The organism is Flavobacterium glucosi (genome assembly GCF_048286535.1).
Classification (GTDB): Bacteria; Bacteroidota; Bacteroidia; order Flavobacteriales; family Flavobacteriaceae; genus Flavobacterium.
Window position 1 is genome coordinate 164,477 of sequence record NZ_JBLVPK010000004.1, and the last position, 24,210, is coordinate 188,686.

General features: G+C 36.6%; 15 protein-coding genes and 1 tRNA gene. 13 read left to right on the forward strand and 3 right to left on the reverse strand.

Annotation, left to right across the window (positions count from 1 at the left end):
- The first annotated feature begins 437 nt into the window (after positions 1-437).
- Complete coding sequence (locus ACNQGD_RS08880; RefSeq protein WP_417999046.1) at positions 438-12,206, forward strand: LamG-like jellyroll fold domain-containing protein; 11,769 nt, start codon at positions 438-440, stop codon at positions 12,204-12,206.
- A 149-nt stretch (positions 12,207-12,355) separates the two neighbouring features.
- On the forward strand, positions 12,356-12,589 hold the full coding sequence (locus tag ACNQGD_RS08885; protein ID WP_417999047.1) for a hypothetical protein: 234 nt from the start codon (positions 12,356-12,358) through the stop codon (positions 12,587-12,589).
- A gap of 87 nt (positions 12,590-12,676) precedes the next feature.
- On the opposite strand, the gene ACNQGD_RS08890 is transcribed toward ACNQGD_RS08885, so the two are convergent.
- The gene (locus ACNQGD_RS08890; RefSeq protein ID WP_417999048.1) at positions 12,677-13,129 is read right to left on the reverse strand and encodes a DUF4442 domain-containing protein; all 453 of its coding nucleotides are present in this window, start codon (positions 13,127-13,129) and stop codon (positions 12,677-12,679) included.
- A 152-nt stretch (positions 13,130-13,281) separates the two neighbouring features.
- Between ACNQGD_RS08890 and ACNQGD_RS08895 the strand changes: the two genes are divergently transcribed.
- The 5 genes from ACNQGD_RS08895 to ACNQGD_RS08915 all read left to right on the forward strand — a co-directional run bounded on the left by ACNQGD_RS08895 (position 13,282) and on the right by ACNQGD_RS08915 (position 17,644).
- On the forward strand, positions 13,282-13,737 hold the full coding sequence (locus ACNQGD_RS08895; protein ID WP_417999049.1) for a DUF4870 domain-containing protein: 456 nt from the start codon (positions 13,282-13,284) through the stop codon (positions 13,735-13,737).
- A gap of 149 nt (positions 13,738-13,886) precedes the next feature.
- On the forward strand, positions 13,887-14,219 hold the full coding sequence (locus ACNQGD_RS08900) for a PadR family transcriptional regulator (protein WP_282717246.1): 333 nt from the start codon (positions 13,887-13,889) through the stop codon (positions 14,217-14,219).
- Between the two features lie 2 nt (positions 14,220-14,221).
- Positions 14,222-15,982 carry a PspC domain-containing protein gene (locus tag ACNQGD_RS08905; RefSeq protein ID WP_417999050.1) on the forward strand — a complete coding sequence of 587 codons (1,761 nt, stop codon included), beginning with the start codon at positions 14,222-14,224 and terminating at the stop codon, positions 15,980-15,982.
- Positions 15,983-15,986: 4 nt separating this feature from the next.
- Positions 15,987-16,727, forward strand: coding sequence for a head GIN domain-containing protein (locus ACNQGD_RS08910; RefSeq protein ID WP_417994982.1), 741 nt, complete (start codon positions 15,987-15,989; stop codon positions 16,725-16,727).
- An 83-nt stretch (positions 16,728-16,810) separates the two neighbouring features.
- The gene (locus ACNQGD_RS08915) at positions 16,811-17,644 is read left to right on the forward strand and encodes a GIN domain-containing protein (RefSeq protein WP_417999051.1); all 834 of its coding nucleotides are present in this window, start codon (positions 16,811-16,813) and stop codon (positions 17,642-17,644) included.
- A 133-nt stretch (positions 17,645-17,777) separates the two neighbouring features.
- Here the strand turns inward: ACNQGD_RS08915 and trxB are convergent, their stop codons facing one another.
- The gene (gene trxB, locus ACNQGD_RS08920) at positions 17,778-18,725 is read right to left on the reverse strand and encodes a thioredoxin-disulfide reductase (RefSeq protein WP_417994980.1); all 948 of its coding nucleotides are present in this window, start codon (positions 18,723-18,725) and stop codon (positions 17,778-17,780) included.
- A 130-nt stretch (positions 18,726-18,855) separates the two neighbouring features.
- Positions 18,856-18,930 (reverse strand) — tRNA-Pro (locus tag ACNQGD_RS08925).
- Between the two features lie 419 nt (positions 18,931-19,349).
- Between ACNQGD_RS08925 and ACNQGD_RS08930 the strand changes: the two genes are divergently transcribed.
- From ACNQGD_RS08930 to lepB, 6 genes are all read left to right on the forward strand, one after another.
- On the forward strand, positions 19,350-20,117 hold the full coding sequence (locus tag ACNQGD_RS08930) for a ParA family protein (RefSeq protein ID WP_417994979.1): 768 nt from the start codon (positions 19,350-19,352) through the stop codon (positions 20,115-20,117).
- A gap of 4 nt (positions 20,118-20,121) precedes the next feature.
- Positions 20,122-21,021, forward strand: a complete 900-nt coding sequence (locus ACNQGD_RS08935) for a ParB/RepB/Spo0J family partition protein (RefSeq protein ID WP_416845317.1) — start codon at positions 20,122-20,124, stop codon at positions 21,019-21,021.
- A complete protein-coding gene (locus ACNQGD_RS08940) occupies positions 21,021-21,575 on the forward strand; it encodes a DUF5683 domain-containing protein (RefSeq protein ID WP_417996553.1) in 555 nt (184 codons plus the stop codon). The genes ACNQGD_RS08935 and ACNQGD_RS08940 overlap by 1 nt, the downstream gene beginning before the upstream one ends.
- Positions 21,576-21,623: 48 nt before the next feature.
- Positions 21,624-21,833 (forward strand): hypothetical protein, encoded by a 210-nt coding sequence (locus tag ACNQGD_RS08945; protein WP_417994976.1) that lies wholly within the window; start codon positions 21,624-21,626, stop codon positions 21,831-21,833.
- Positions 21,830-22,528, forward strand: coding sequence for a 4-hydroxy-tetrahydrodipicolinate reductase (gene dapB / locus ACNQGD_RS08950; protein WP_417999052.1), 699 nt, complete (start codon positions 21,830-21,832; stop codon positions 22,526-22,528). The genes ACNQGD_RS08945 and dapB overlap by 4 nt, the downstream gene beginning before the upstream one ends.
- 82 nt (positions 22,529-22,610) lie before the next feature.
- Positions 22,611-24,182, forward strand: a complete 1,572-nt coding sequence (gene lepB, locus ACNQGD_RS08955) for a signal peptidase I (protein ID WP_417996551.1) — start codon at positions 22,611-22,613, stop codon at positions 24,180-24,182.
- The last annotated feature ends 28 nt before the right edge of the window (positions 24,183-24,210 follow it).

Here is a 24,210-nt window from a genome sequence, read left to right on the forward strand (position 1 = left end):
GTTTAATAAACTTCAAAAAGAGAAAACTGTCTGCAAAGACAGTTTTTTTTATGTCAAAATTGTTTCTAAAAAAGGAAAAAAAGAAAACCTTCGAGTTTAATTTTTTTAAAACAAGTAGTTGGTCGGGAGATAAAATCCTTTTATCGAAAAAAGGATCCTTTTAGACAATACACCATTATAAATAACTAATTTTAAGTTAATTAAGATAAACCATCTAAAAAAAACAATATATAAAATCCGAACAAAATCATAGTTGTTGTCATTTTTAAATATCAATTAACAAGAGATAAGATATAAAGTATGACAACAGTTTGATTCATTTTTTCATTACAAATAATACCACTACAATAAACTTTATTTACTTCTGTAAAAGTCATGGATTATTCTATGCCCAGTTTACAAAATCATTAATTGTTTGATTAAAAAGTGTGCCTATTATGAAAAAAAATTACTTTAGATTCAATATAAATTCATTTTTTGTATTACTAAATTCGAAGAATTCTCTTTTAATTGTTTTGATTGTTTTTCTGTTCAGTATTGATAGTTTTGCCCAATCCATATCGAATTTTAATCCAATTAATGCCTGTACCAATTCTGGGGATTCAGTTATCATAACTGGAACTAATTTTACCGGAGCGACTTCAGTCACCTTTAATGGTATAAAAGCAACTTCTTTTACTGTCGATAATGGCTCCCAAATAACCGCAATACTGAGTGCAACAGCTACAACTGGATTTATTTCAGTAGTTACTCCTTCAGGAACTGCTTCCAGTGCAGGAATTTTTACAGTAGATTCTTTACCAACTGCAACTGCCGGTGGAACACAAACTATTTGTTCTAATGCAACGGCAACCGTAAGTGGTGCTTCCGCAACTAACGGAACAATCGCATGGACTGAAAACGGGGCAGGAACAATTACCGCAGGAGCTACAACGCTAACGCCAACTTATACACCAACTGCTGCCGATGCGGGAACTTCTGTTACTTTGACAATGACAGTAACCAGCAACAATACCTGTGCTCCTCAAACTCAAACAGCAACCTTTACAGTAATTGTGAATCCGTTACCAACTGTATCAATCGCAGTAAATCCGGGAAATAACATCTGCGCAGGTACCTCCGTTACTTTTACAGCTACTCCAATTAATGGAGGAGCTTCTCCTTCCTATCAATGGAAAGTAAATGGTATAAACGTTGGAACCAATATTCCAACATTTACTTCTACTTCACTTGTGAATACAGATAAAGTAACCGTTGTATTAACATCCAGCACTGCTTGTACTTCTCCAGTTACCAGTAATTTAATTACAATGACTGTGAATGATGTTGTTGTACCATCTGTGAGTATATCCGCTTCCACTACAACCATTTGCCCAAGCAGTTCGGTAATTTTTTCTGCTTTAGCAACGAATGGGGGTACGACTCCTTCGTATCAATGGATGATTAATGGTATTAATACTGGCACAAATAGTCCTAGTTTTTCTACTTCATCACTTGCCGATGGGGATATCGTAACTGTTAAACTAACATCTAATGCCATTTGCGTATCGCCAATAACTGATGTAAGCAATAGTATTACCATCACAGTTAATCCGGCTACACCAGCAACTCCTGGAGTAATCTCAGGAACACCAACTGTGTGTCCTGGTATTACCGGATTAACGTATAGCATTATTGCAGTAATCAACGCAACAAGTTATACTTGGTTAATTCCAAATGGATGGTCAATAACTGCAGGCGCAGGAACAAATTCTATTACTGTGACATCTGGAAGCGCAGGACAAAATGGAAACATCAGTGTTACCGCTTCAAATAGTTGTGGCACAAGTCCTTCTAACTCTTTGCCCGTTATTGTAAGTCCGGCAACGCCAGCAATGCCAGGAGCAATAACGGGAACGGTTACACAATGTCCTGTATTAACAGGACAAACATATAGTATTGCTGCTGTTGCAAATGCTTCATCGTATACTTGGACAGTACCAACTGGATGGTCTATTACAGCAGGTGCAGGAACAAATTCAATAACTGTAACATCTGGTAATGCAGGTCAAAATGGAACTATTAGTGTTACAGCCACAAATAGCTGTGGAACGAGTACAGATAGTACTCTAGTAGTAACCATAAATCCGGCAAAACCTGCAACGCCAGGGGGAATAACTGGAACTGGAACACAATGTCCTGCTTTAACAGGGCAAACGTATAGTATTGTTGCAGTAGCAAATGCTGCAATGTATAACTGGACAGTACCAACTGGATGGTCAATTACTGCAGGTACAGGAACAAATTCTATTACTGTAACATCCGGTAGTACAGGCCAAAATGGAACTATTAGTGTTACTGCAACAAATAGCTGTGGAACGAGTTCAGCTAGTTCTTTTGGAGTAACCGTAAGTCCGGCAACACCAATAACACCAGGATTAATTGGCGGAACACCGACTGTATGTCCGGCAATTATTGGATTAACATACAGTATAACAGCAGTTCCTAATGCTACAACTTATACTTGGACAGTTCCATCAGGATGGTCAATTACTGCAGGCACAGGAACAAATTCAATCACCGTTACATCAGGTAATACAGGCCAGAATGGAACTATTAGCGTTACTGCAACAAACAGCTGTGGAACAAGTTCAGCTAGTTCTCTTGGAGTAACCGTAAGTCCTGCAACACCGGCAACGCCAGGAGCAATATCAGGAACGGTTACACAATGTCCTGCATTAACAGGACAAACATATAGTATTGCTGCTGTTGCAAATGCTTCATCGTATACTTGGACAGTACCAACTGGATGGACAATAACCGGAGGTGCAGGAACAAATTCAATAACTGTAACATCAGGTACAGCGGGTCAAAATGGAACTATTAGTGTCACAGCAATAAATAGCTGCGGAACGAGTTCATCTAGTTCTCTTGGGGTAACCGTTAGTCCGGCAACACCAGTAACACCAGTATTAATTACTGGAACATCGACTGTATGTCCGGCAATTACTGGATTAGTATATAGCATCGCTTTAGTAACTAATGCTACAACTTATACTTGGCTAGTCCCAACAGGGTGGTCAATAACTGCAGGTGCGGGAACAAATTCAATCACCGTTACATCAGGTAATACAGGCCAGAGTGGAACTATTAGTGTTACTGCAACAAATAGCTGCGGAACGAGTTTAGCAAAAACTTTGGCGGTAACAGTAAGTCCAGCAACACCAGCAATACCGGGAGCAATAAGTGGTGCTGCAGAACAATGCATAAGCAGAACGGGACTTGTTTATAGTATATCTGCTGTTGCAAATGCTTCATCGTATACGTGGTCTTTACCGTCAGGATGGAGTATAACAGCTGGTATAAATACAAGTTCTATTACCGTTTCAACATCAGGCAACGCAGTTGGTGGAAATATTACTGTAATTGCTAATAATTCATGCGGAACAAGTAGCGCTCAAACTTTTGCGGTTTCTGTAAATACTGCAACCCCGGCAACCCCGGCAACCCCTACCGCTGCTATTGGTCAAGCTAGTTCAATTTGTCCGGTAGCCACAGGTTTAATGTATTCAATACCAGCTGTTGCTAATGCAACTAGTTACACTTGGAATGTCCCTGCTGGATGGTCAATTACATCAGGTCAGGGAACCACATCAATAACAGTCAATGCAAATGTCCAAACTACTGGTAATAAAAATATTTCTGTTACTGCAACGAATGCTTGTGGCTCAAGTATTAGTCAAAATTTAGGCGTAACAGTAGGCACATTTGCCTACATAAATGCTGGAATTGATCAAATTATATGTGCTGGTACAACAAGCGTCATACTAAATGCAACAGCTGGTGGAGCTACCAATATAAATAATGATTTAACTTGGAGCGCTCCATCAGGATCTTTTTCAAATTCAGGAAAATACAATAGTACTTATACAATTGATAATACAATAGTAATTAATGGAGGTTCAGTTATACTTACTGCAACTGCGAAAGCAGAGGGTAGCTGTGGAACTGCAACTGACCAAATGATTATCACAGTTCTTCCTACTCCTACAGCCAACATTAGTGTAACTGGAGCAAATCCAATCTGTAATGGATCTACATCTAATATAACATTCACTGCAACTCCTAATACAACTCTAACTTATACCGTTTCGGGTGTTGCCGGTTCATCAACTGTGAATGTTGGAGCAAGTGGAACAGCTACATTAACTACAGCGGCATTGACTTCAAGCACGACCTATACGTTAACAAATGTTTCATATACATCAACTCCAACATGTAGTCAAACTATTTCAGGAACTGCAACTGTCACTGTAAATTCCGCTCCAACGGTAAATGCTGGAGGATCTAATGTGATTTGTCAATCTCCAACTCCTTCACCCATTACATTAGTCGGAGCAACTCTTGGCGGAGGAGCCACAACTGGCGCATGGTCTATAACTACAGGCGGTGGATTATTAAGTAGTACAGCCCAAACTGGTACTCCCGCAACCGTTACCTATACTCCTGCTGCAAATTTCAACGGAACAGTTTTCTTGACTCTTACCACAAATGCACCAACTGCATGTTTTCCAGCAAGCGCAACAAGAACTATTACCGTGAATGCTCCTCCAACGGTAAATGCTGGAGGAGCAGATATTGTTTGTCAATCAGCTTCACCAGCAGCCATTACATTAACTGGAGCAACTATTGGTGGCGGTGCTACAACCGGAGCATGGGCTATTACTTCGGGAGGTGGATTATTAAGTAGTACAGCACAAACAGCAACTCCTGCTACTGTTACTTATACTCCTGCTGTAAATTTCAGCGGTACACTCACGTTGACTCTTACTACTAATGTACCAACTGGGTGTTCTATAATAAGTGCAACCAGAACCATCACTATAAATGCTGCTCCAACGGTAAATGCTGGAAGTCCTGATATTGTTTGTCAATCTCCAACACCGTCTGCGATTACATTATCGGGTGCAAGTATTGGTGGTGGAGCTACAACTGGAGCATGGTCTGTCACTTCGGGAGGTGGATCATTGAGCGATACAGCCCAAACTACCACTCCTTCAACCGTTACTTATACTCCTGCTGTGAATTTTAGCGGAACCGTTACCTTGACTCTTACTACAAATACTCCAACTGGGTGTTCTGTCGAAAGTACAACTAGAACTATTAGTGTCAATGCAACACCAACTGTGAACGCTGGAGGCCCTAATACTGTTTGCCAATCGGGAACACCATCCGCAATTACACTAATTGGTGCAACCATTGGTGGCGGAGCGACAACCGGAGCATGGGCTATTACTTCGGGAGGTGGATTATTAAGTAGTACAGCACAAACAACAACTCCTGCTACAGTTACTTATACTCCTGCTGTAAATTTCAGCGGTACAGTCACGTTGACTCTTACTACAAATACACCAACTGGGTGTTCTGTCATAAGTGCAACCAGAACCATCACTATAAATGCTGCTCCAACTGTAAATGCTGGAAGTCCTGATATTGTTTGTCAATCTTCAACACCGTCTGCGATTACATTATCGGGTGCAAGTATTGGTGGTGGAGCTACAACCGGAGCATGGTCTGTCACTTCGGGAGGTGGATCATTGAGCGATACAGCCCAAACTGCTACTCCTTCAACCGTTACTTATACTCCCGCTGTGAATTTCAGCGGTACTGTCACTCTTACTCTTACTACAAATGCTCTAAGTGGCTGTTTAGTCATAAGTGCTGTAAAAACCATTACTGTAAATGCTGCTCCAACGGTAAATGCTGGAGGAACTGTAACTGTTTGTCAATCTCCAACACCGTCTGCGATTACACTTTCTAGTGCAAGTATCGGTGGTGGAGCTACTACCGGAGCATGGTCTATTACTTTAGGCGGAGGAACCTTAAGCAGTACAGCTCAAACGGCAACTCCTGCGACCATTACTTATACTCCTGTTGCTAATTTCAGTGGAACTGTTACATTGACTCTTACTACAAATGCATTAACTGCCTGTTCTGCCGTAAGTGCTACTAGAACCATTAGTGTGAATGAAGCTTCAACAGTTAGTGCTGGAATAAATCAAACTATCTGTTCAAATACTACAGCTACAATGGCGGGTTCATTTGGAGGTGGTGCTGCTTCGGCTACTTGGAGTACAAGTGGAAGTGGTACATTTAATAACAATACACCAACTGCTATTTATAGCCCAAGTGCAACTGATATTAATTCAGGCACAGTTACTTTAACGTATTCTACTAATGATCCAATTGGTCCATGTGGACCTTTAAATGCCAATATGATTCTAACGATAAAAAAAGCTGTTGCAATTACAAATCAGCCTTCGAATACAAGTATATGTGCCAGTTTTCCTTCAAGTCTAAGCGTATTTGCCGTTGGTGACGGCTTAACGTATCAATGGTATAAAGGCGCCGCTCCTGGTGGTACAGCAATAGTTAATTCAGCTAATATCTCGGGTGCGCAAGCTGCTAATCTTAATTTCAATCAAGCAAGTTTAAGTGATGACGGTAGTTATTATGTAGTTATTAATGGAGCATCACCCTGTAATGCAGTCACTTCTGCACAAAGGACATTGAATGTAGATCAAGCGATTATAGTATCTTCTCAACCTGTTTCACAATCACTCTGTAATGGCTCTAATGTTACATTTACCGTAGTTGCTGATGCAAACGGAGATCCTTTATCGTATCAATGGAGAAAAAATGGTTCGAATATTATTGGACAAACAGCTTCAACCTTAACAATAAATTCTATTGCATCAGGAGATGCTGCAAACTACGATGTAGTAATTTCAGGGCCAGTTGGTTATACCTGTTCCTCTGTACAATCAGCAATAGCAACATTAATGGTAACACAAATTCCTACAGTATCAATTAGTTATGTAGGAAATCCATTTTGTAAAAATAATACAACCGCTCAATCTGTAACAAGAACAGGAACAAATGCCTTTACAGGAGGTTCTTATTCCTACTCAATTGTTTCAGGCGGACCAGCATTAAGTTTAGACACTTCGACTGGAGCAATAACTCCTAGTACAAGCAGCGCAGGAACTTATACCATAACGTATACAACTCCTGTTACTGGAATTTGTGCGCCTGTAACAGCGACCACAACAGTTACGATAACTCCAATTCCTACGGCAACTATAAGTTATACAGGAACACCTTTTTGTAATTCATCAAGTGGTGCTCAAGCGGTAAATTTAAGTGGCACAAATGCCTACACCGGGGGAACCTATACTGCTCCAAGTGGAGTAACAATTAACGCAACTACCGGAGCAATTATACCTAGTTCAAGCACTGCTGGTACATATACAATAACTTATACTAGTCCTACCACTGGTGGTTGTGCGCCTGCTTCAGCAACAACAAGTGTGACGATTACTCCAATTCCAACGGCAACTATCAGTTATACAGGAACACCTTTTTGTAATTCATCCAGTAGTGTTCAAGCTGTAAATTTAACGGGCACAAATGCATATACCGGAGGAATCTATTCAGCTCTTGGTGGATTAACAATTAATACAACTACTGGAGCAATAACCCCTAGTACAAGTACGGCTGGAACTTATACTGTAACTTATACCGGCCCTACTATTGGTGGTTGTGCGCCTGCTTCAGCAACTACTAGTGTTACGATTACGCCTATTCCAACGGCATCTATCAGTTATACGGGAACTCCTTTTTGCAATTCAATAAGTACGGCACAAGCAGTAAATTTAACGGGAACAAATGCTTATACCGGAGGAACCTATTCTGCCCCTGCCGGATTATCAATTAATATAGCTACGGGAGCAATAACACCTAGTTCAAGTACTGCAGGCACATACACAGTAACCTATACAATTCCGGCTTCTGGAGGTTGCGCTATCATAGCAGTAACAACTACGGTTACTATTAATCCGCTTCCTGTTGCTACATTTAATTATGGTTCCACTACTTTTTGTAAGAGTGCTGCAAATCCATTGTTGACTTTTACCGGAGGTGGAGTTGCAGGAGTATTTAGCGCGACACCTGCGGGATTGTCTATTAATTCATCTACGGGAGCAATCAATTTGGCGACAAGCACAGCAGGAACATATACAGTTACCAATACTATAGCAGCATCAGGTGGTTGTATAGCTGTTACCCATTCCCAATTATTGACAATTCATCCTGTAACCATTGGTGGTTCAATAACTGGTTTTTTTAGTGCTACTCCCACAGTAATAAGTAATATAATTACTGCCTGTCATCTAGGTAGTGGTACACTTAATTTAAGTAGTACTGTTGGGAATATTCTAAGATGGGAATACACTACTAATGGTGGCGTAACTTGGGTGCCTATTGCAAATACGACTACAACAAATAATTTTACAAATATCAGTCAAACAACATTATACAGAGCAGTACTTGAAAGTGGAGCTTGTGGAATTGCTTATTCAGCCATAGCAATTGTAAATGTTATTCCGCCAAATATCAAACCAGATCCTGTATCGGCATCACCTTCAACTTTATGCTTAGGAAGTTCTTCGTTATTTACATCCCAAAGCGGTTATGGTACGGGGCAATTTTTGCAAGGCGGTAATTTTCAAACAGGGCAATTGAATACGCAAGATCCTAGAGGTTGGTTAGTTGATGGTTCCCCTGGAGGTTACACCGCTTCTGCCAATAATACGAGTTCTAACCATTGGTCTGGTACAAACCCACATCCTTTTCCAGGCGGAATCATTTATGATTCTGGTAATCCAAAATTTGCAATTGCTAATGGTCCGCTAACCTCAACCTTACAAACACCTGTATTTAATTCATTAGGCTTAACAACCTTTTCTTTTGGATTTGATCAGGCCTATAAATTATTGGCTGGAGACCGCATACTCATTGAACTTTCACTGAACGGTGGTACAAGTTACACCGTTACTTTACAAGATATTACCGGAGTGGCTCAATCGGCTCTCTTTAATACCTTTGCGAATGACAATACTTCTTTCAATCTACAAAATTTTATAGGCCAAACACAATTAAGAGTAAAATTTACTTTTATAGGAGCGAATACAAATAGTGCCTGGGCTTTGGATAATTTTAAATTCCCCGATGCTCCGCCAAATCAAACAATAGAATGGACTGATGAAGATGGAAATATAATCTCAACAATAAATACGGCGAATATAACGCCTGTTTCACCTGGAGTTCAAGTGTACGGAGTTACAAGTTTAATTAATGGATGTAGAAGTTCAGGAATAGAAGGAACAGAATTTGTAACCGTTAATGTAAACTTTGCCTATGCAGGGAAAGATCTTGCAATTCTAGCTGCTGACTGTGGTAATAATACAGTAACTCTTAATGCGTATGACAATAGGCTCACTGCTGCGCAAAATATTGCAAAAGGAGCTTGGGACAATAATTATGTAACGGATACTGCTCTAGGTACTGGTGCGACAGGAAAATGGATTATTAAATCCAGTACAGCAGTAAGTCCTTGTAATACGGCCGCCTTTTTACCAAATGATACAGATCCTAATGCTACATTTAGCGGCGATGCTGGAACTTATGTATTAACATGGACAGCGGCTGGTTGTTCAGATGATATAACGGTTGTTTTGACCGATTGTGCTTCAATCAATTTTGACGGGGCAAATGACAATATAACCTTTAAAGATAATTATGATTTTACAGCGCCATTTAGTATTGAAGTTTGGGTAAAACCAAATTCTGTATTGGGGACACAAACCATATTTTCTAAACGCGATTCTAATAATCTGGCTACAGGTTATGATTTGAAATTGATCGGAGACAAAATTTCATTTAATTGGAATGGAGCAGGAACAGTTGCCACTAGTTATACCATTAGTACAAATAGATGGTATCATGTTGCAGTTACTTCGAGTGGCACAACCTATCGATTGTATATTGATGGTATTGAAGTGAAAAATGCATCTGGCTCTTTACCCACTTCTAATGATTTTGATTGTATTTTAGGAGCCATGAATAAATCCGGAAGTCAACCTATGAACTATTTTAATGGATGGATGGATGAACTTCGAATTTGGAATAAAGCATTAACTCCAGAACAATTGCACCAAATTATGAATCAGGAAATTAAAAGCAACGGAGCTGCCGTTGCAGGAGTAATCGTTCCTGTAGCTGTAAACGGACTTTCATGGACAACCGATTTGTTAGGTTATTACCAAATGAGTTTCATTAGTTGCGGTTATCTCAATCCTACAAAAGGAACTGCAGTAGGTAAATTAAGAAATATTACTAGCACCCAAGAACAAACCGCTCCAATACCATATACTTCAAGAGTTAATGGTCAAGATTGGGGTACGGATACTACTTGGACCTATTTTAATGTTTGGGATGCGCCAAACAGCTTAGGAGTTGATAATAGTACTCCAATTGACTGGAATATTGTACAAATATCACACAACATTAATTCAGGAAATAAAGACATAACAGTGTTAGGATTACTTTCAACTGCCGGAAAATTAACAATAGCAGATCCAGCTGTTACTTCGCCAATTGAAAATAATGACGGTCAAGGTTTATGGATTACCCTTTATTTATTATTAAATGGTAATATTGATCTTGTAGGTCAATCACAATTGCTACAAAAGAGATACACAACATCCCAATACGATGACAGTATATTAGATGAAGCTAGTTCCGGATATATTGAAAGAGATCAACAAGGTCAAAAAAACAGTTTCAATTACAACTATTGGTCATCGCCAGTAAGTATTCAAGGAGCGGTAAATAATTCTCCCTATTCAATTGCAACTGTTTTAAAAGATGGAACGAATTCATTGATTCCGAGTACTATCGATTTTAATGACGGTGCCTTTTTTGCAGATGCAGGGATTTCAAGTCCTATAAAAATCAGTAACCGCTGGTTATGGTCTTACAATTCACAAACACTAAGTTCGAATACGGAATTAAATGATTATTTTCAATGGAAATATGTTGGTAGTACCGGCCTCATAAAAACTGGAGAAGGATATACCATGAAAGGAACCGGTGGAATTGCTCCAATCACAGCACTGCAAAACTATGTCTTTGTAGGAAAGCCTAATTCTGGGACTATCACATTAGGTTTACCTTTTGACCAAACGTACTTAGTAGGAAATCCCTACCCATCAGCTCTTGACGCCGACGAATTTATAAGAGACAACTTAGCTGGTAGAAATGCACTAGGTAAAAATGTTTTTAATGGCGCACTTTATTTTTGGGATCATTTTGGTCTGTCAAACAATCATTTATTGGCTGAATATGAAGGTGGTTATGCTACCTATACGCTAATGGGAGGTGTAGCTGGTATTGCTGACAGTTCATTGACGGGTATTGGAGCTGGTACAAAAGTACCAGAACGATACATCCCCGTAGCACAAGGATTTTTTGTTGATGCCTTTTTAGACCCTGACCTATCGGGAACGATGATTCCGACAACGGTTGATGGTGGCGATTTGATTTTTAAAAATAGTCAACGGGTATTCGTGAGAGAAAATGTAACAAGTTCCATTTTCATGAAAACTTCGGAAACTAAAAAAACAACACAAGAAATAACAGATACCAGATCAAAAATAAGACTCGGTTTTTACTCTTCACTTGGTGTCCATCGACAACTATTACTTGGAGCGGATAGTAGTACAACCTCAATGTTCGACATCGGTTATGATGCTCCAATGTTTGATTTGAGTGTAGATGATATGTTTTGGGAAATTAATAATATTGAATATGTAATTCAAGCCGTTGCTGATTTTAATGAGAATCAAATAATCCCATTAGGGCTTACTATAGGAAACGAAGGCAAACTGACTATCAAAATTGATGCTCTCGAAAACACATCTGGAACAACTCAAATTTACCTCCATGATAATGTAACGGGTATTTATCATGACATCCGTAATAGTGATTTTACAATTTCATTAGCCGTTGGCGAATACCGAGATCGTTTCTCTCTTCAATTCACTAATAAAACACTCAATGTTGATGAGAATAACTTAAATAACGGACTTATAGTTTTATACTCTACTAATTATAAAGTCTTAATTATTCAAAATAAAATTCTTGATTCGACTGTAAATGAGGTGCGTCTTTTTAATTTATTAGGACAAGCTGTGGCAAATTGGGACGTGAAAAATGAAGATCAAACCAAAATTCAAATTCCCATTAAAAATTTAAGTTCAGGAGTATATATCGTAAAAATGAAAACTTCAAAAGGAGATTACAGTAAAAAAATTATAATCAAATAAAATGTACGTTTCCAGGGCTAGAATCGGATTCAGTTAAGTAAATATTAATCTAAATTTTAATAAATTGGTTTAAATTATTATTTATATTTGAATTATAATTTTGGATTTATATCCAAAGCAAAAAATGAAAACCATTTAAAATTATAAAAATGAAAAAGATAATAGCATGTATAGCAATCGCATTTCTAACTGTGAATCTAAGTGCGCAAGAAAGTAAAACTGCCACAAAAGAAAAAGCTAAAAAAGAATCTTGTTGTGCTAAAAAAGATTCTAAGTCAAAAGCGATGAGTGCTGATGAAATAGAAAAATGCCAAGCAAAATGCAAGGCCGAAGGAAAAAAATGTGATGCTCCAACCGCAAAAGCAAGTGGAAAAAAGTGTTAATCTAACAAATATAAATTTTAATTTCCCATAAAAAACGCTTCTAGTTTTGGAAGCGTTTTTTTATTTATAATAGGAATTTAACGTTTTTTATTTAACTCTGACACTCCATTCAAAATCCATTTCGGAAACTTGAACTCCTTTTTCATCTGTTCCAATAGACTTCATCCAGAAAGTTTGTCCTTCTCCGGTAGTAATTGTTTTTTCAATTGCTTCTTCAATTAAATGACCATCTATACAAGTAAAAGTGATTCTACCAGTTGCTTTTTTAGTAAAATTTCCTTTATTATTAGCGACAAGCATTGATATTTTCCTGCCACTTTTTTGAATCTGGAACATTACTAAAGCTCCTGTAGAAAGCTCGGCAGCCATCGCTTGTACTGCAAAATACATGGAATTAAACGGATTTTGATTAATCCAACGGTGTTTTACTGATACCACACATTTGTTTTCATCGATCTCTTTTACACGTACACCGCAAATAAATGCCGACGGTAATTTAAATAAGAGAAATTTATTAAGTTTTGACGCTGTAAGGTTCATTATTGCTAGATTTTCTGCTAAAATACAAAAAAATACTATGCGTACATATCAAACTAATTTGTTAATATTATGTTAATATTTGGTACTATGCGAAACAAGATACTGTCTTTTAGATATATATTTGCATAAGAAATTACTATATACTTTTAATCATGGAAACAACTACCGAAAAAAACACCGCTACATTTACTCATTTGAGTGCATTAACTCAATATTTTATTCCATTTGGAAATTATATTTTTCCAATAATACTTTGGACTTCAAAAAAGGAAAGTTCAGAATTTGTAGATCATCACGGAAAACAAGTACTTAATTTTCAGTTAAGTTTATTATTGTATTCTTTAGTGCTTGTACTAATTGCTGTTCCAACCTTTTTAATAACACTGTTTAGAAATGTTCCGGTAGAAGCTGTATTAAATGATCACGATTTTGTTTTTAGAAATTTCAACTTTGAAGGAAACATTGGAATGTTAACAGTAGGTTTAGTTGCTGTTTTAATTTTTGTACTTTTAAAAGTGGCTGAATTCTTTTTAATCATTTATGCTTCGATCAAAACATCAAATGGTGAAAAATACAAATATCCTATAACGATTCCGTTTATTAAATAGTAAAAACAAAATGGATTAAAAGAGAATAGACCTAATAAATAAAGCGAACCAAATAGCAAGAAGCGATTGCTTCGTTCCTTGCAAACACAAATCAATCATCAATCAAAAAATGAACCGTTAAATCAACACAAAATCAAAAAAAAGAAATTATGAACATTGAAAACACAAAAGCCCAGATGCGTAAAGGTGTTCTCGAGTTTTGCATCTTATCCGTATTAAAAGAAAAAGATGCATACACATCGGAAATATTGGACACATTAAAAAACGCAAAATTATTAGTCGTGGAGGGAACTATTTACCCGCTGCTAACCCGATTGAAAAATGATGGATTACTCAACTATCGTTGGGAAGAATCCACATCAGGACCGCCAAGAAAATATTATGGTCTAACTGAAATAGGACAAACCTTTTTAAAAGAACTGAGTAGCACCTGGACAGAATTATCCGATGCTGTAAACCTTATAACCAACCAAAAACAATAGTCATGAACAAAACTGTAAATATAAATCTAGGCGGAATGTTTTTTCATATAGATGAAGATGCATACCAAAAATTAACTCGATATTTTGATGCCATTAAACGTTCTTTATCTAATTCATCTGGACATGATGAGATTATAAAAGATATCGAAATGCGTGTTTCAGAATTATTGAATGAGAAACAAATAAGCGACAAACATGTGGTGGGTTTAAAAGATGTAGATGAGGTTATTGCCGTAATGGGACAACCGGAAGATTACATTATTGAAGATGAGTTGAAAGGTTCTCAAAACTTTAGTGACCAATCAAACAGAAGAACAAAAAAATTATACCGTGATAAAGAAAAAGGTATGATTGGCGGTGTTGCTGCTGGATTAGGACATTATTTTGGGATTGATTCCGTATGGATCAGAATCGTTCTAATACTATTAGTTTTTGCTGCATTTGGAACTGGAATTTTAGCGTATATCATTCTTTGGATTGTTACTCCTGAAGCTATTACCACATCAGAAAAACTGGAAATGACCGGAGAACCGGTAAACATTTCGAATATCGAAAAAAAAGTACGTGAAGAGTTTGAAAGCGTTTCCGGGAAATTAAAAAATGTGGATTACGACAAATATGGCAATCAAATAAAAACGGGGGTCGGAAAAATAGGAAGCTCTTTTGGTGATTTTATCATGACTGTTTTTAAGATTTTCGCAAAGTTTTTAGGTGTGATTTTAATCATCACAGGAATTGCAACATTAGTTTCTTTACTAATTGCTGTTTTCACTTTAGGTTCCTCCGATTTTATTGATGTGCCTTGGCAAAGTTTTATCGAAGCAGGAAATTTCACGGATTACCCAATATGGTCTTTTGGATTGTTAATGTTCTTTGCTGTTGGAATTCCGTTCTTTTTCTTGACTCTTTTAGGTTTCAAATTATTGTCACCAAGTATGAAATCAATAGGAAACATTGCTAAATACACATTATTGGCACTTTGGATAATTACTATAGCAATACTAATTTCGATAGGAATAAAACAAGCATCAGAAGTGGCTTACGAAGGAAAAACTGTTCAGAAAGAAACAATTAATATTTTACCAAATGATACTTTGTTTGTGAAATTCAGATACAATGAATATTACACTAAAGACATTGATGACAGAGAAAGCTTCAAGTTTGTTCAGGATTCAGCTAATACCCAATTGATTTATTCCAATAGTGTACGTTTAGAAATTTTACGTACAGACGAGAAATTACCTTTCATTCAAATTGAAAAAATAGCTAGAGGAAAATCATTTCAAGATGCAAAACGAAGAGCTGAAAAAATAAAATACGCAATCAAAATTGAAGGAAATCAGCTGATTCTGGATAATTATTTATTGACAGAGGTAGCTAATAAATTCCGTGATCAGGAAGTAGAAATATTTTTATACGTACCAGAAGGAATTCTATTGAAACCAGATTCTTCAGTGCAAAACTACGACAGATCTGATGATTCATTTTTCAACCTACACTACAGTTCAGACAATTACATATACAAAGTAGGAAATTCTCAAATAAAATGTTTAAATTGTCCTGCTGATGAAAATGAGTATAATGATGTTGATTTAAATGAAAATGGTGATACTGTTGAAGGAAACATTACGGGAAAAGCAACAGAAAATGACAGTGTAACAACTACTACTGTAAAAGTAAACGGTGAAACGGTTACAGTAAATGAAGCTGGAACGAAAAAAGGCTTATCCTTAAGTAAAAACGGTGTAATCATTAAAAATTAAAGCTATGTTAAAAATCATCACGTTAATTACAAAATTTATTCTGGTTGCCTTAACTGCATTACTATTCGCATCGTGTAACCATTCCATAAATTTACAATCAATTGAAGGAAGCGGTAATGTCACCACCGAAAGAAGAAATGTGGAAGGTGATTTCAAAAGCATAGAAGTCAGTAATGCCATCGATCTTGTCATTGAACAATCAGACGTAACTGAAATAGTAGTTGAGGCTGATGATAATTTACAAAAACACATCTTTACCAAAGTTGAAAATGGCACTCTCGTTATTTCTTGTGATAAAAATTCTTTTATCAATACAAAATCAAAAAAAGTAACCGTAAAAATGCCTATTATTGAACAATTAGAAGCCAATAGCAGTGCCTCAATCACAAGCACAAATACTATAAAAGGAGAAAATATCACACTAAACACTTCTAGTGCAGGAACTATCGACCTGAATATAGAATCAGATGACATCACTTGTGATTCAAGTAGCGGAAGCAGCATCACCATTAACGGAATGGGATTAAAAATGAAAGCTAATGCATCAAGTGGAAGCGAAATTGACGCTAAAAAATTCTTAGCAAATGAAGTTAATGCCGAAGCTTCTAGTGGAGCCACCATCAGTATACAGCCTATTGTGAGTTTAGATGCAGAAGCATCTAGCGGTGGAAGTATAAGCTACAATAAAGTTCCGAAATCAATTCGAAAAGAAACCAATTCCGGAGGAAGTATTCATCAAGAATAAAAAATCATAGTACTAAAATTAAAAATCATCCATCATAAGTGGATGATTTTTTTATATTTGTGTAGACTCAAATCCAAATTACTATGAAGAAATATACTGCTATACTCCTGCTCCTATTATCAACCACATTGGCATTTGCACAGAAAAAAGAAAAAGTAAAAGGCTCAAAAACAGTAACCGTGGAACAAAGAGAAATTGGAAATTTCGAGTCGCTTACTGTTGAAGATAATCTAGAAGTATACTTAGAAAGAGGCGAAAAAACCGAACTTAAAATTGAAGCTGACGAAAATTTACACGATATTATTTCTTTGGATTTAAATGATAATATATTGCGTATATATACCACAAAACAAGCCACAAATTACAAAAAACTGATTGTTCGAGTGACGTATACCACTGATTTAAAAATGATTACTTCAAAAAATGAAACGACTGTAAATGCAATTCAGGAAATTATATTGAATGATCTCACACTGAAAGCACACGATGAATCCAAACTATTTCTGAATGTCAATGCTAAAAGCTTTGTATTACAATCCGATGATAACTCAAAAACAGAACTCAATTTAAAATCAGAAAATACCAACATCGAATTAAGTAAAAACGCATCTCTGAAAGCCTTACTTACTACTACTGATCTAAAAGTAGATATGTACCAAAAATCAGAAGCAACTATAGAAGGAGATGCAGCTAATGCCATCATTAGAATGGATAATAACTCGAGCTTGACAGGAAATAAATTAACTGTGAAAAATGTTGACGTAACCACAGAAAGTTATTCCAATTGTAGTGTAAATGCAGTAACAACAGTTATTATAGACGCCGCTAATAAATCAGAAATCCAACTTGTAGGCGCTCCAAAAATTGAAATCAGAAAATTAGCCGATGAAGCTAAATTGATAAAAAAGTTGAAATAGAAAATCCTCTACCCAACCCTCTCCAAAGGCGAGGGAGTAAAAACTGGATTGATAATAAATATCCTAACCAACAAAAAGTCCCACTTGCTAAGGCAAATGGGACTTTTTTTATATTGAAATTTCTTAACTAAAATTACTCTTTAGAAGCCAAATATCTTTCCGCATCAAGAGCAGCCATACAACCTGTTCCGGCTGCTGTTATCGCTTGACGATACACATGATCTGCAGCATCACCCGCTACAAAAACACCTTCTACATTTGTTTTTGAAGTTCCTGGAGTATTGATAATATATCCTGTCTCGTCTAATGTGATAAAATCTTTGAAAATATCTGTATTTGGTTTGTGACCAATAGCAACAAAGAAACCAGTTGCAGGAATATCAAAAACTTCATTAGTAGTTTTATTTAAAGCCTTTACCCCAGTAACTACTTGTTCATCCCCTAAAACTTCAACAGTGTCGTGATTCATTAATATGGTAATGTTCTCTGTTTTACGAACGCGTTCTTCCATGATTTTAGAAGCTCTGAATTTTTCGCTACGCACTAACATGGTCACTTTTTTACAAAGTTTTGACAAATAGTGTGCTTCTTCACAAGCTGAATCTCCTGCACCAACAATTACGACTTCTTGATTTCTATAGAAAAAACCGTCACAAACAGCACATGCAGAAACTCCGCCACCCATTTTTAAATAGTGTTGCTCTGATGGCATTCCTAAATATTTAGCCGATGCTCCAGTAGAAATAATTACTGTTTCGCAATGCAATTCTATAGTATCATTGATCCAAACTTTATGAACATCTCCTGAGAAATCAACTTTAGTTGCCCAACCATCACGCACATCAGTACCAAAGCGTTGTGCTTGTGCTTGCAATCCCACCATCATTTCTGGACCAGTTATACCTTCAGGATTACCAGGCCAATTTTCTACTTCATTAGTAGTTGTTAGCTGCCCACCAGGTTGCATTCCTTGGTATAAAACGGGATTCATATTAGCTCTGGCAGCATAAATAGCTGCGGTGTAACCCGCTGGACCAGAACCTATAATAAGACATTTAATTTTTTCGATTGTATCAGACATAGTAAGGTATATTATATTTTTTTAACAGTGCAAAAATAAGTCATAATTACTGTATTACAGAACCTGAATAATCAGTTTTTGTTATTCTACAATAAAAAAATCCCTTCTGTAGAGACAGAAAGGATTTTAGTCGGGGTGGCAGGATTCGAACCTGCGGCCTCCTGCTCCCAAAGCAGGCGCGATAACCGAGCTACGCTACACCCCGAAAGCGGGTGCAAATATAGTATTATTTTTGGCTAATGCAAAACTATTTCAAAAATAAGGGCTAAATTTATTTGGTGCGAAATTGGTGTGGAAATCTAAAATAAATTTGTTTTTCTAAAGCATTATTCATCCACAACTCCCCTAGCCCAGATGGCAGTTAAAAGCTTCGATGAGCTGCTCCCGATTTTTTCTTGACAGAAAAGAGCGACCAGAGGAAGCTCCTTTTATGGCTTTAGAAAAAACTGGGAGCAGCTCAAGAACTTGTAACACACAGCTGGAATAGCTCCTGTAAAATAAAATCCGTTTTGAAAATGGGAATGGTCAAATAGCAAGGAATCAAGCTTTAACAAATGTTAACAAAATAGATTTTTAGAAACCATAATTAATTGTATTTTTACGGTTCAAAATTTAGAAAAATAAATGGGCAAAATCATCGCGATTGCTAATCAAAAAGGTGGGGTTGGAAAGACTACAACATCAGTTAATCTTGCTGCTTCACTGGGTGTTTTAGAAAAGAAAGTATTACTTATTGACGCTGATCCACAAGCAAATGCCTCATCAGGATTAGGCATTGATGTTGATTCTGTAGAGATAGGTACCTATCAAATTCTGGAACACAGTCATACGCCAAAAGAGGCCATCATACCATGTTCTGCTCCAAATGTGGATGTAATTCCATCACATATAGACCTTGTTGCCATTGAAATCGAATTAGTCGATAAAGAAAATAGGGAATATATGCTTAAAAAAGCATTGGAAAGTGTCAAAGACGATTACGATTTTATCATCATCGATTGTGCACCATCGCTGGGATTGCTTACCTTAAATGCTTTGACTGCTGCTGACTCTGTGATTATTCCTATTCAATGTGAGTATTTCGCACTGGAAGGTTTAGGGAAATTATTGAATACGATAAAAAGCATCCAAAAAATTCACAATCCGGATTTAGACATCGAAGGCTTATTATTGACCATGTTTGACTCGAGATTGCGTTTATCTAACCAAGTAGTTGAAGAGGTTCAAAAACATTTCAACGATATGGTTTTTGATACCATTATTCAAAGAAATGTAAAACTGAGCGAAGCGCCAAGCTTTGGAGAAAGTATAATAAACTACGATGCAACAAGCAAAGGAGCGACTAATTACTTGCACCTTGCTCAAGAAGTTATAAAGAAAAACAGTAAATAGTTTTATGGCAAAAGCACTAAAAAAACAAGCCTTAGGAAGAGGATTATCCGCATTGTTAAAAGATCCGGAAAACGATATAAAATCCGTAAACGATAAAAATGCCGATAAAGTTGTAGGAAATATTATTGAGCTTGAAATTGATGCGATTGAAATAAATCCGTTTCAGCCCAGAAGCAATTTCAATGAGGAATCATTGAGAGAACTAGCAACTTCTATCAAAGAATTAGGTGTTATACAACCTATTACCGTACGTAAATTAGACTTCAATAAATACCAATTGATTTCGGGTGAGCGCCGTCTTCGTGCGTCAACTCTTGTGGGATTGACTACCGTACCTGCTTACATTCGTATTGCAAATGATAATGAATCATTGGTTATGGCATTGGTGGAAAATATCCAGCGTCATGACTTAGATCCAATTGAGATTGCACTTTCGTACCAACGTTTGATCGACGAAATTCAGCTGACTCAAGAACAGATGAGTGAGCGTGTAGGAAAAAAACGTTCTACAATTGCTAATTACTTGCGACTTTTAAAACTGGATCCAATAATCCAAACCGGTATTCGTGATGGTTTCATCAGTATGGGGCATGGTCGTGCAATAATCAATATTGAAGATCAAGACATTCAAACTGATATTTATCAAAAAATTGTCAGTCAAAATCTATCCGTTCGAGATACGGAAGCTTTGGTGAAAAACTATCAGGAAAGTTTAAAACCTAAACCTGCCGGCAAACCAAAAGCCGCTTCATTTGAAATTGCAGACGCTCACAAAAGCACTTTTACAAATTATTTTGGAACTAAAGTCGATGTTAAAGTAGCCGGAAACGGTAAAGGAAAAATCACTATTCCGTTTCACTCCGAAGAAGACTTCAACAGAATTATTAAATTAATAAACGAGTAGTGCATAAAATCATTTTCATAGGTCTTTTCCTTTTTATTGTAGGAAACACTACTGTTTTTGCCCAAACAGAAGCGGTGCTTGTAGCAAAAGATACTTTGAAATCAAATGACATTGATCCGTTGACTCCTGCAAAAGCAGCTTTCTTTTCAGCAATTTTGCCAGGTCTAGGCCAGGCCTACAATAAGAAATACTGGAAGATACCGCTGGTTTATGGTGCTTTAGGAACGAGCGTTTACTTTTACATTGATAGCAACAGGAAATACCATCAATATAGAAATGCTTATAAAAACAGACTGGAAGGATACACTACCGATGATTTAGCGTTTCTAGATAATGATCGACTGATTGCCGGACAAAAATTTTATCAACGAAATCGAGATTTATCCGCTTTGGTTACTTTGGCATTTTATGCATTAAACATCATTGATGCTAATGTTGATGCCGCTTTAATACAATTCAATGTGGATGAAAACTTATCGGTAAGACCTGTTCTTTATCCGAATGATGTAACATTAAAGACTAATGTGGGACTAACATTTAATTATAATTTTTAGAATTTGAAAATCAGTCTTAAAGCTTAAATAAGAAAAGAACAGCACATTATGTCATTAATTAATAAGATCGGGAAGAAATATTTTTTTATCATTACGACAGTTTTGCTGTTAATCACTCTAGTGAATTATTCAGAAATTAAAGAGTTTGACACTATCCGAATGAATGATTTCTTTTCTGGATTCATTGCTGGAGCATTAATAGGACTCTTGCTTGCAGGAATCGTAAATTATTCAAAATTTAAAAAAATAAACAAATGAAAATTGCGCTTTTAGGATACGGAAAAATGGGTCAGGTAATTGAAAGAATTGCACTGGAAAGAGGCCATGAAATCGTTTTGAAAAAAGATCAAAACAATACTTTTGATGGTCTTTCAAGTGCCGATGTGGCTATAGATTTCAGTGTCCCATCAGCAGCAGTCAATAATATCTCCAATTGTTTCCATACTAATGTACCAGTGATTTCAGGAACAACAGGCTGGTTAGAACATTATGATGAGATGGCGGCACTTTGTGCAGCAAAAAATGGCGGTTTTATCTCTAGCTCTAACTTTAGTTTAGGTGTAAATATTTTCTTTGAACTCAACGAATATTTGGCAAAAATCATGTCAAAATTCGACAGTTACTCTGTTGATATGGAAGAAATTCATCATACTCAAAAACTAGATGCACCAAGTGGCACCGCAATTTCATTGGCCAAAGGAGTAATTGAAAATAGTTCATACACCAACTGGACATTGGAAAAACCTGAAGCTAAGCAAATTCATATTGAAGCAAAAAGAATAGGAACTGTTCCGGGTACGCACACCGTAACCTATACTTCTCTTGTTGATACTATCGAAATAAAACATACGGCACACAATCGGGAAGGTTTTGCTTTAGGGGCAGTAATTGCAGCTGAATGGATTGTGGGGAAACAAGGAATTTTCACAATGAAGGATGTATTAGAATTTTAAAATTAGATAAATAGATTATTAGAAATCATAACGCTTTCTAATTTTCGAATAAACAAATAACCGATTAACCAAACAAAAAATTATGTCAGTATATCAATGGTTTATATTTTTTCTGCTAATACAAATAGTTCACTTTTTAGGAACATGGAAATTATATGAAAGCGCAGGAAGGAAACGTTGGGAAGCCGCTATTCCTGTATACAATGCTATTGTTTTGATGAAAATAATAGGACGCCCTACTTGGTGGACCATTTTACTTTTTATCCCAATCATTAATTTGATTATGTTCCCTGTAATCTGGGTAGAAACATTGAGAAGTTTTGGAAAAAGATCTGGATTAGATACTTTTTTAGTACTTATAACACTTGGATTTTATATCTATTACATCAATTATACTCAAAAATTAAATTACATCGCTGACAGAAGCTTAAGTCCCGAAAATAAAGCGGCTGACACAGTTAGTTCCTTACTTTTTGCGGTTATTGTAGCGACTTTGGTTCATACTTATTTAATTCAACCGTACACGATCCCTACCTCGTCGTTGGAAAAATCCTTATTGGTAGGTGACTTTTTATTTGTAAGCAAAATGAATTATGGTGCCCGAATTCCAATGACAACTGTGGCATTGCCAATGGTTCACGATTCGATCCCTTTACTTCAAAAAAAATCATACTTGACTTGGCCACAGTTGCCTTATTTAAGATTGCCGGGTATTCAAAACATAAATAGAACGGACATCGTTGTATTTAACTGGCCGGTTGATACTGTTTACAGGTTTTTTGACACTTCAAAAAGACGCGCTTTCAAACCAGTAGACAAGAAATCGAATTATGTAAAAAGATGCGTTGGAATCCCTGGAGATAACTTATCTATAAAAGACGGTATGGTTTACATTGATGGTAAACTATTGGAAATGCCCGAAAGAGCAAAACCGCAGTTCTCCTACAAAGTAGCATTAGATGGAAAAACACCAATCGATTTTGAATATTTACTTAAAGAGATGGACATAACGGATCCTGTATTCTTTACTGATCAAACACGAAGAGATACATTACTCTTTAGAGCTTTGACAGCTGACGGAGCGGAAAGATTGAAAAATATACCCGGTGTTACTGCCGTTACGAGACAAATATCAAAAGATATTGATAACAGCATCTTCCCACACATTAATAAATGGAACGCCGATAACTATGGTCCAATCTATGTCCCTGAGAAAGGAAAAACAGTCGCTTTAACAACCGAATCATTGCCATTTTATAAAACCATAATTACTGATTATGAAACAAATGAAAATGGAGATAAAAACGACCTTAAAATAACAGGAAACGAAATAAGAATAAACGGAAAAATAGTTAAAGATTATACTTTTCAACAAAATTATTACTGGATGATGGGTGATAACCGTCACAACTCCGAAGACAGCCGCTACTGGGGATTTGTTCCTGAAAATCACATTGTAGGGAAACCTATTTTTATCTGGTTGAGCTGGGATACAAACGGTAAAGGTTTGAAGAAAATACGTTGGGACAGAGTTTTTACTACTGTTAGCGGAGAAGGTCAACCTCAATCTTATTTTAAATATTTCCTAATCGCTTTAGCGGCATTTTTCATTGGAGATTATTTTTGGAAGAAAAGAAAAGAGGGAAAAAACTAGTCCAAAGTTTCAAAGTCAAAAGTCATAG

Excerpts from the sequence above, each read along its gene's own strand:
- ACNQGD_RS08880 (WP_417999046.1), top strand. The coding sequence starts at position 438 with ATGAAAAAAAATTACTTTAGATTCAATATAAATTCATTTTTTGTATTA.
- ACNQGD_RS08885 (WP_417999047.1), top strand. The coding sequence starts at position 12,356 with ATGAAAAAGATAATAGCATGTATAGCAATCGCATTTCTAACTGTGAAT.
- ACNQGD_RS08890 (WP_417999048.1), bottom strand. The coding sequence starts at position 13,129 with ATGAACCTTACAGCGTCAAAACTTAATAAATTTCTCTTATTTAAATTA.
- ACNQGD_RS08895 (WP_417999049.1), top strand. The coding sequence starts at position 13,282 with ATGGAAACAACTACCGAAAAAAACACCGCTACATTTACTCATTTGAGT.
- ACNQGD_RS08900 (WP_282717246.1), top strand. The coding sequence starts at position 13,887 with ATGAACATTGAAAACACAAAAGCCCAGATGCGTAAAGGTGTTCTCGAG.
- ACNQGD_RS08905 (WP_417999050.1), top strand. The coding sequence starts at position 14,222 with ATGAACAAAACTGTAAATATAAATCTAGGCGGAATGTTTTTTCATATA.
- ACNQGD_RS08910 (WP_417994982.1), top strand. The coding sequence starts at position 15,987 with ATGTTAAAAATCATCACGTTAATTACAAAATTTATTCTGGTTGCCTTA.
- ACNQGD_RS08915 (WP_417999051.1), top strand. The coding sequence starts at position 16,811 with ATGAAGAAATATACTGCTATACTCCTGCTCCTATTATCAACCACATTG.
- trxB (WP_417994980.1), bottom strand. The coding sequence starts at position 18,725 with ATGTCTGATACAATCGAAAAAATTAAATGTCTTATTATAGGTTCTGGT.
- ACNQGD_RS08930 (WP_417994979.1), top strand. The coding sequence starts at position 19,350 with ATGGGCAAAATCATCGCGATTGCTAATCAAAAAGGTGGGGTTGGAAAG.
- ACNQGD_RS08935 (WP_416845317.1), top strand. The coding sequence starts at position 20,122 with ATGGCAAAAGCACTAAAAAAACAAGCCTTAGGAAGAGGATTATCCGCA.
- ACNQGD_RS08945 (WP_417994976.1), top strand. The coding sequence starts at position 21,624 with ATGTCATTAATTAATAAGATCGGGAAGAAATATTTTTTTATCATTACG.
- dapB (WP_417999052.1), top strand. The coding sequence starts at position 21,830 with ATGAAAATTGCGCTTTTAGGATACGGAAAAATGGGTCAGGTAATTGAA.
- lepB (WP_417996551.1), top strand. The coding sequence starts at position 22,611 with ATGTCAGTATATCAATGGTTTATATTTTTTCTGCTAATACAAATAGTT.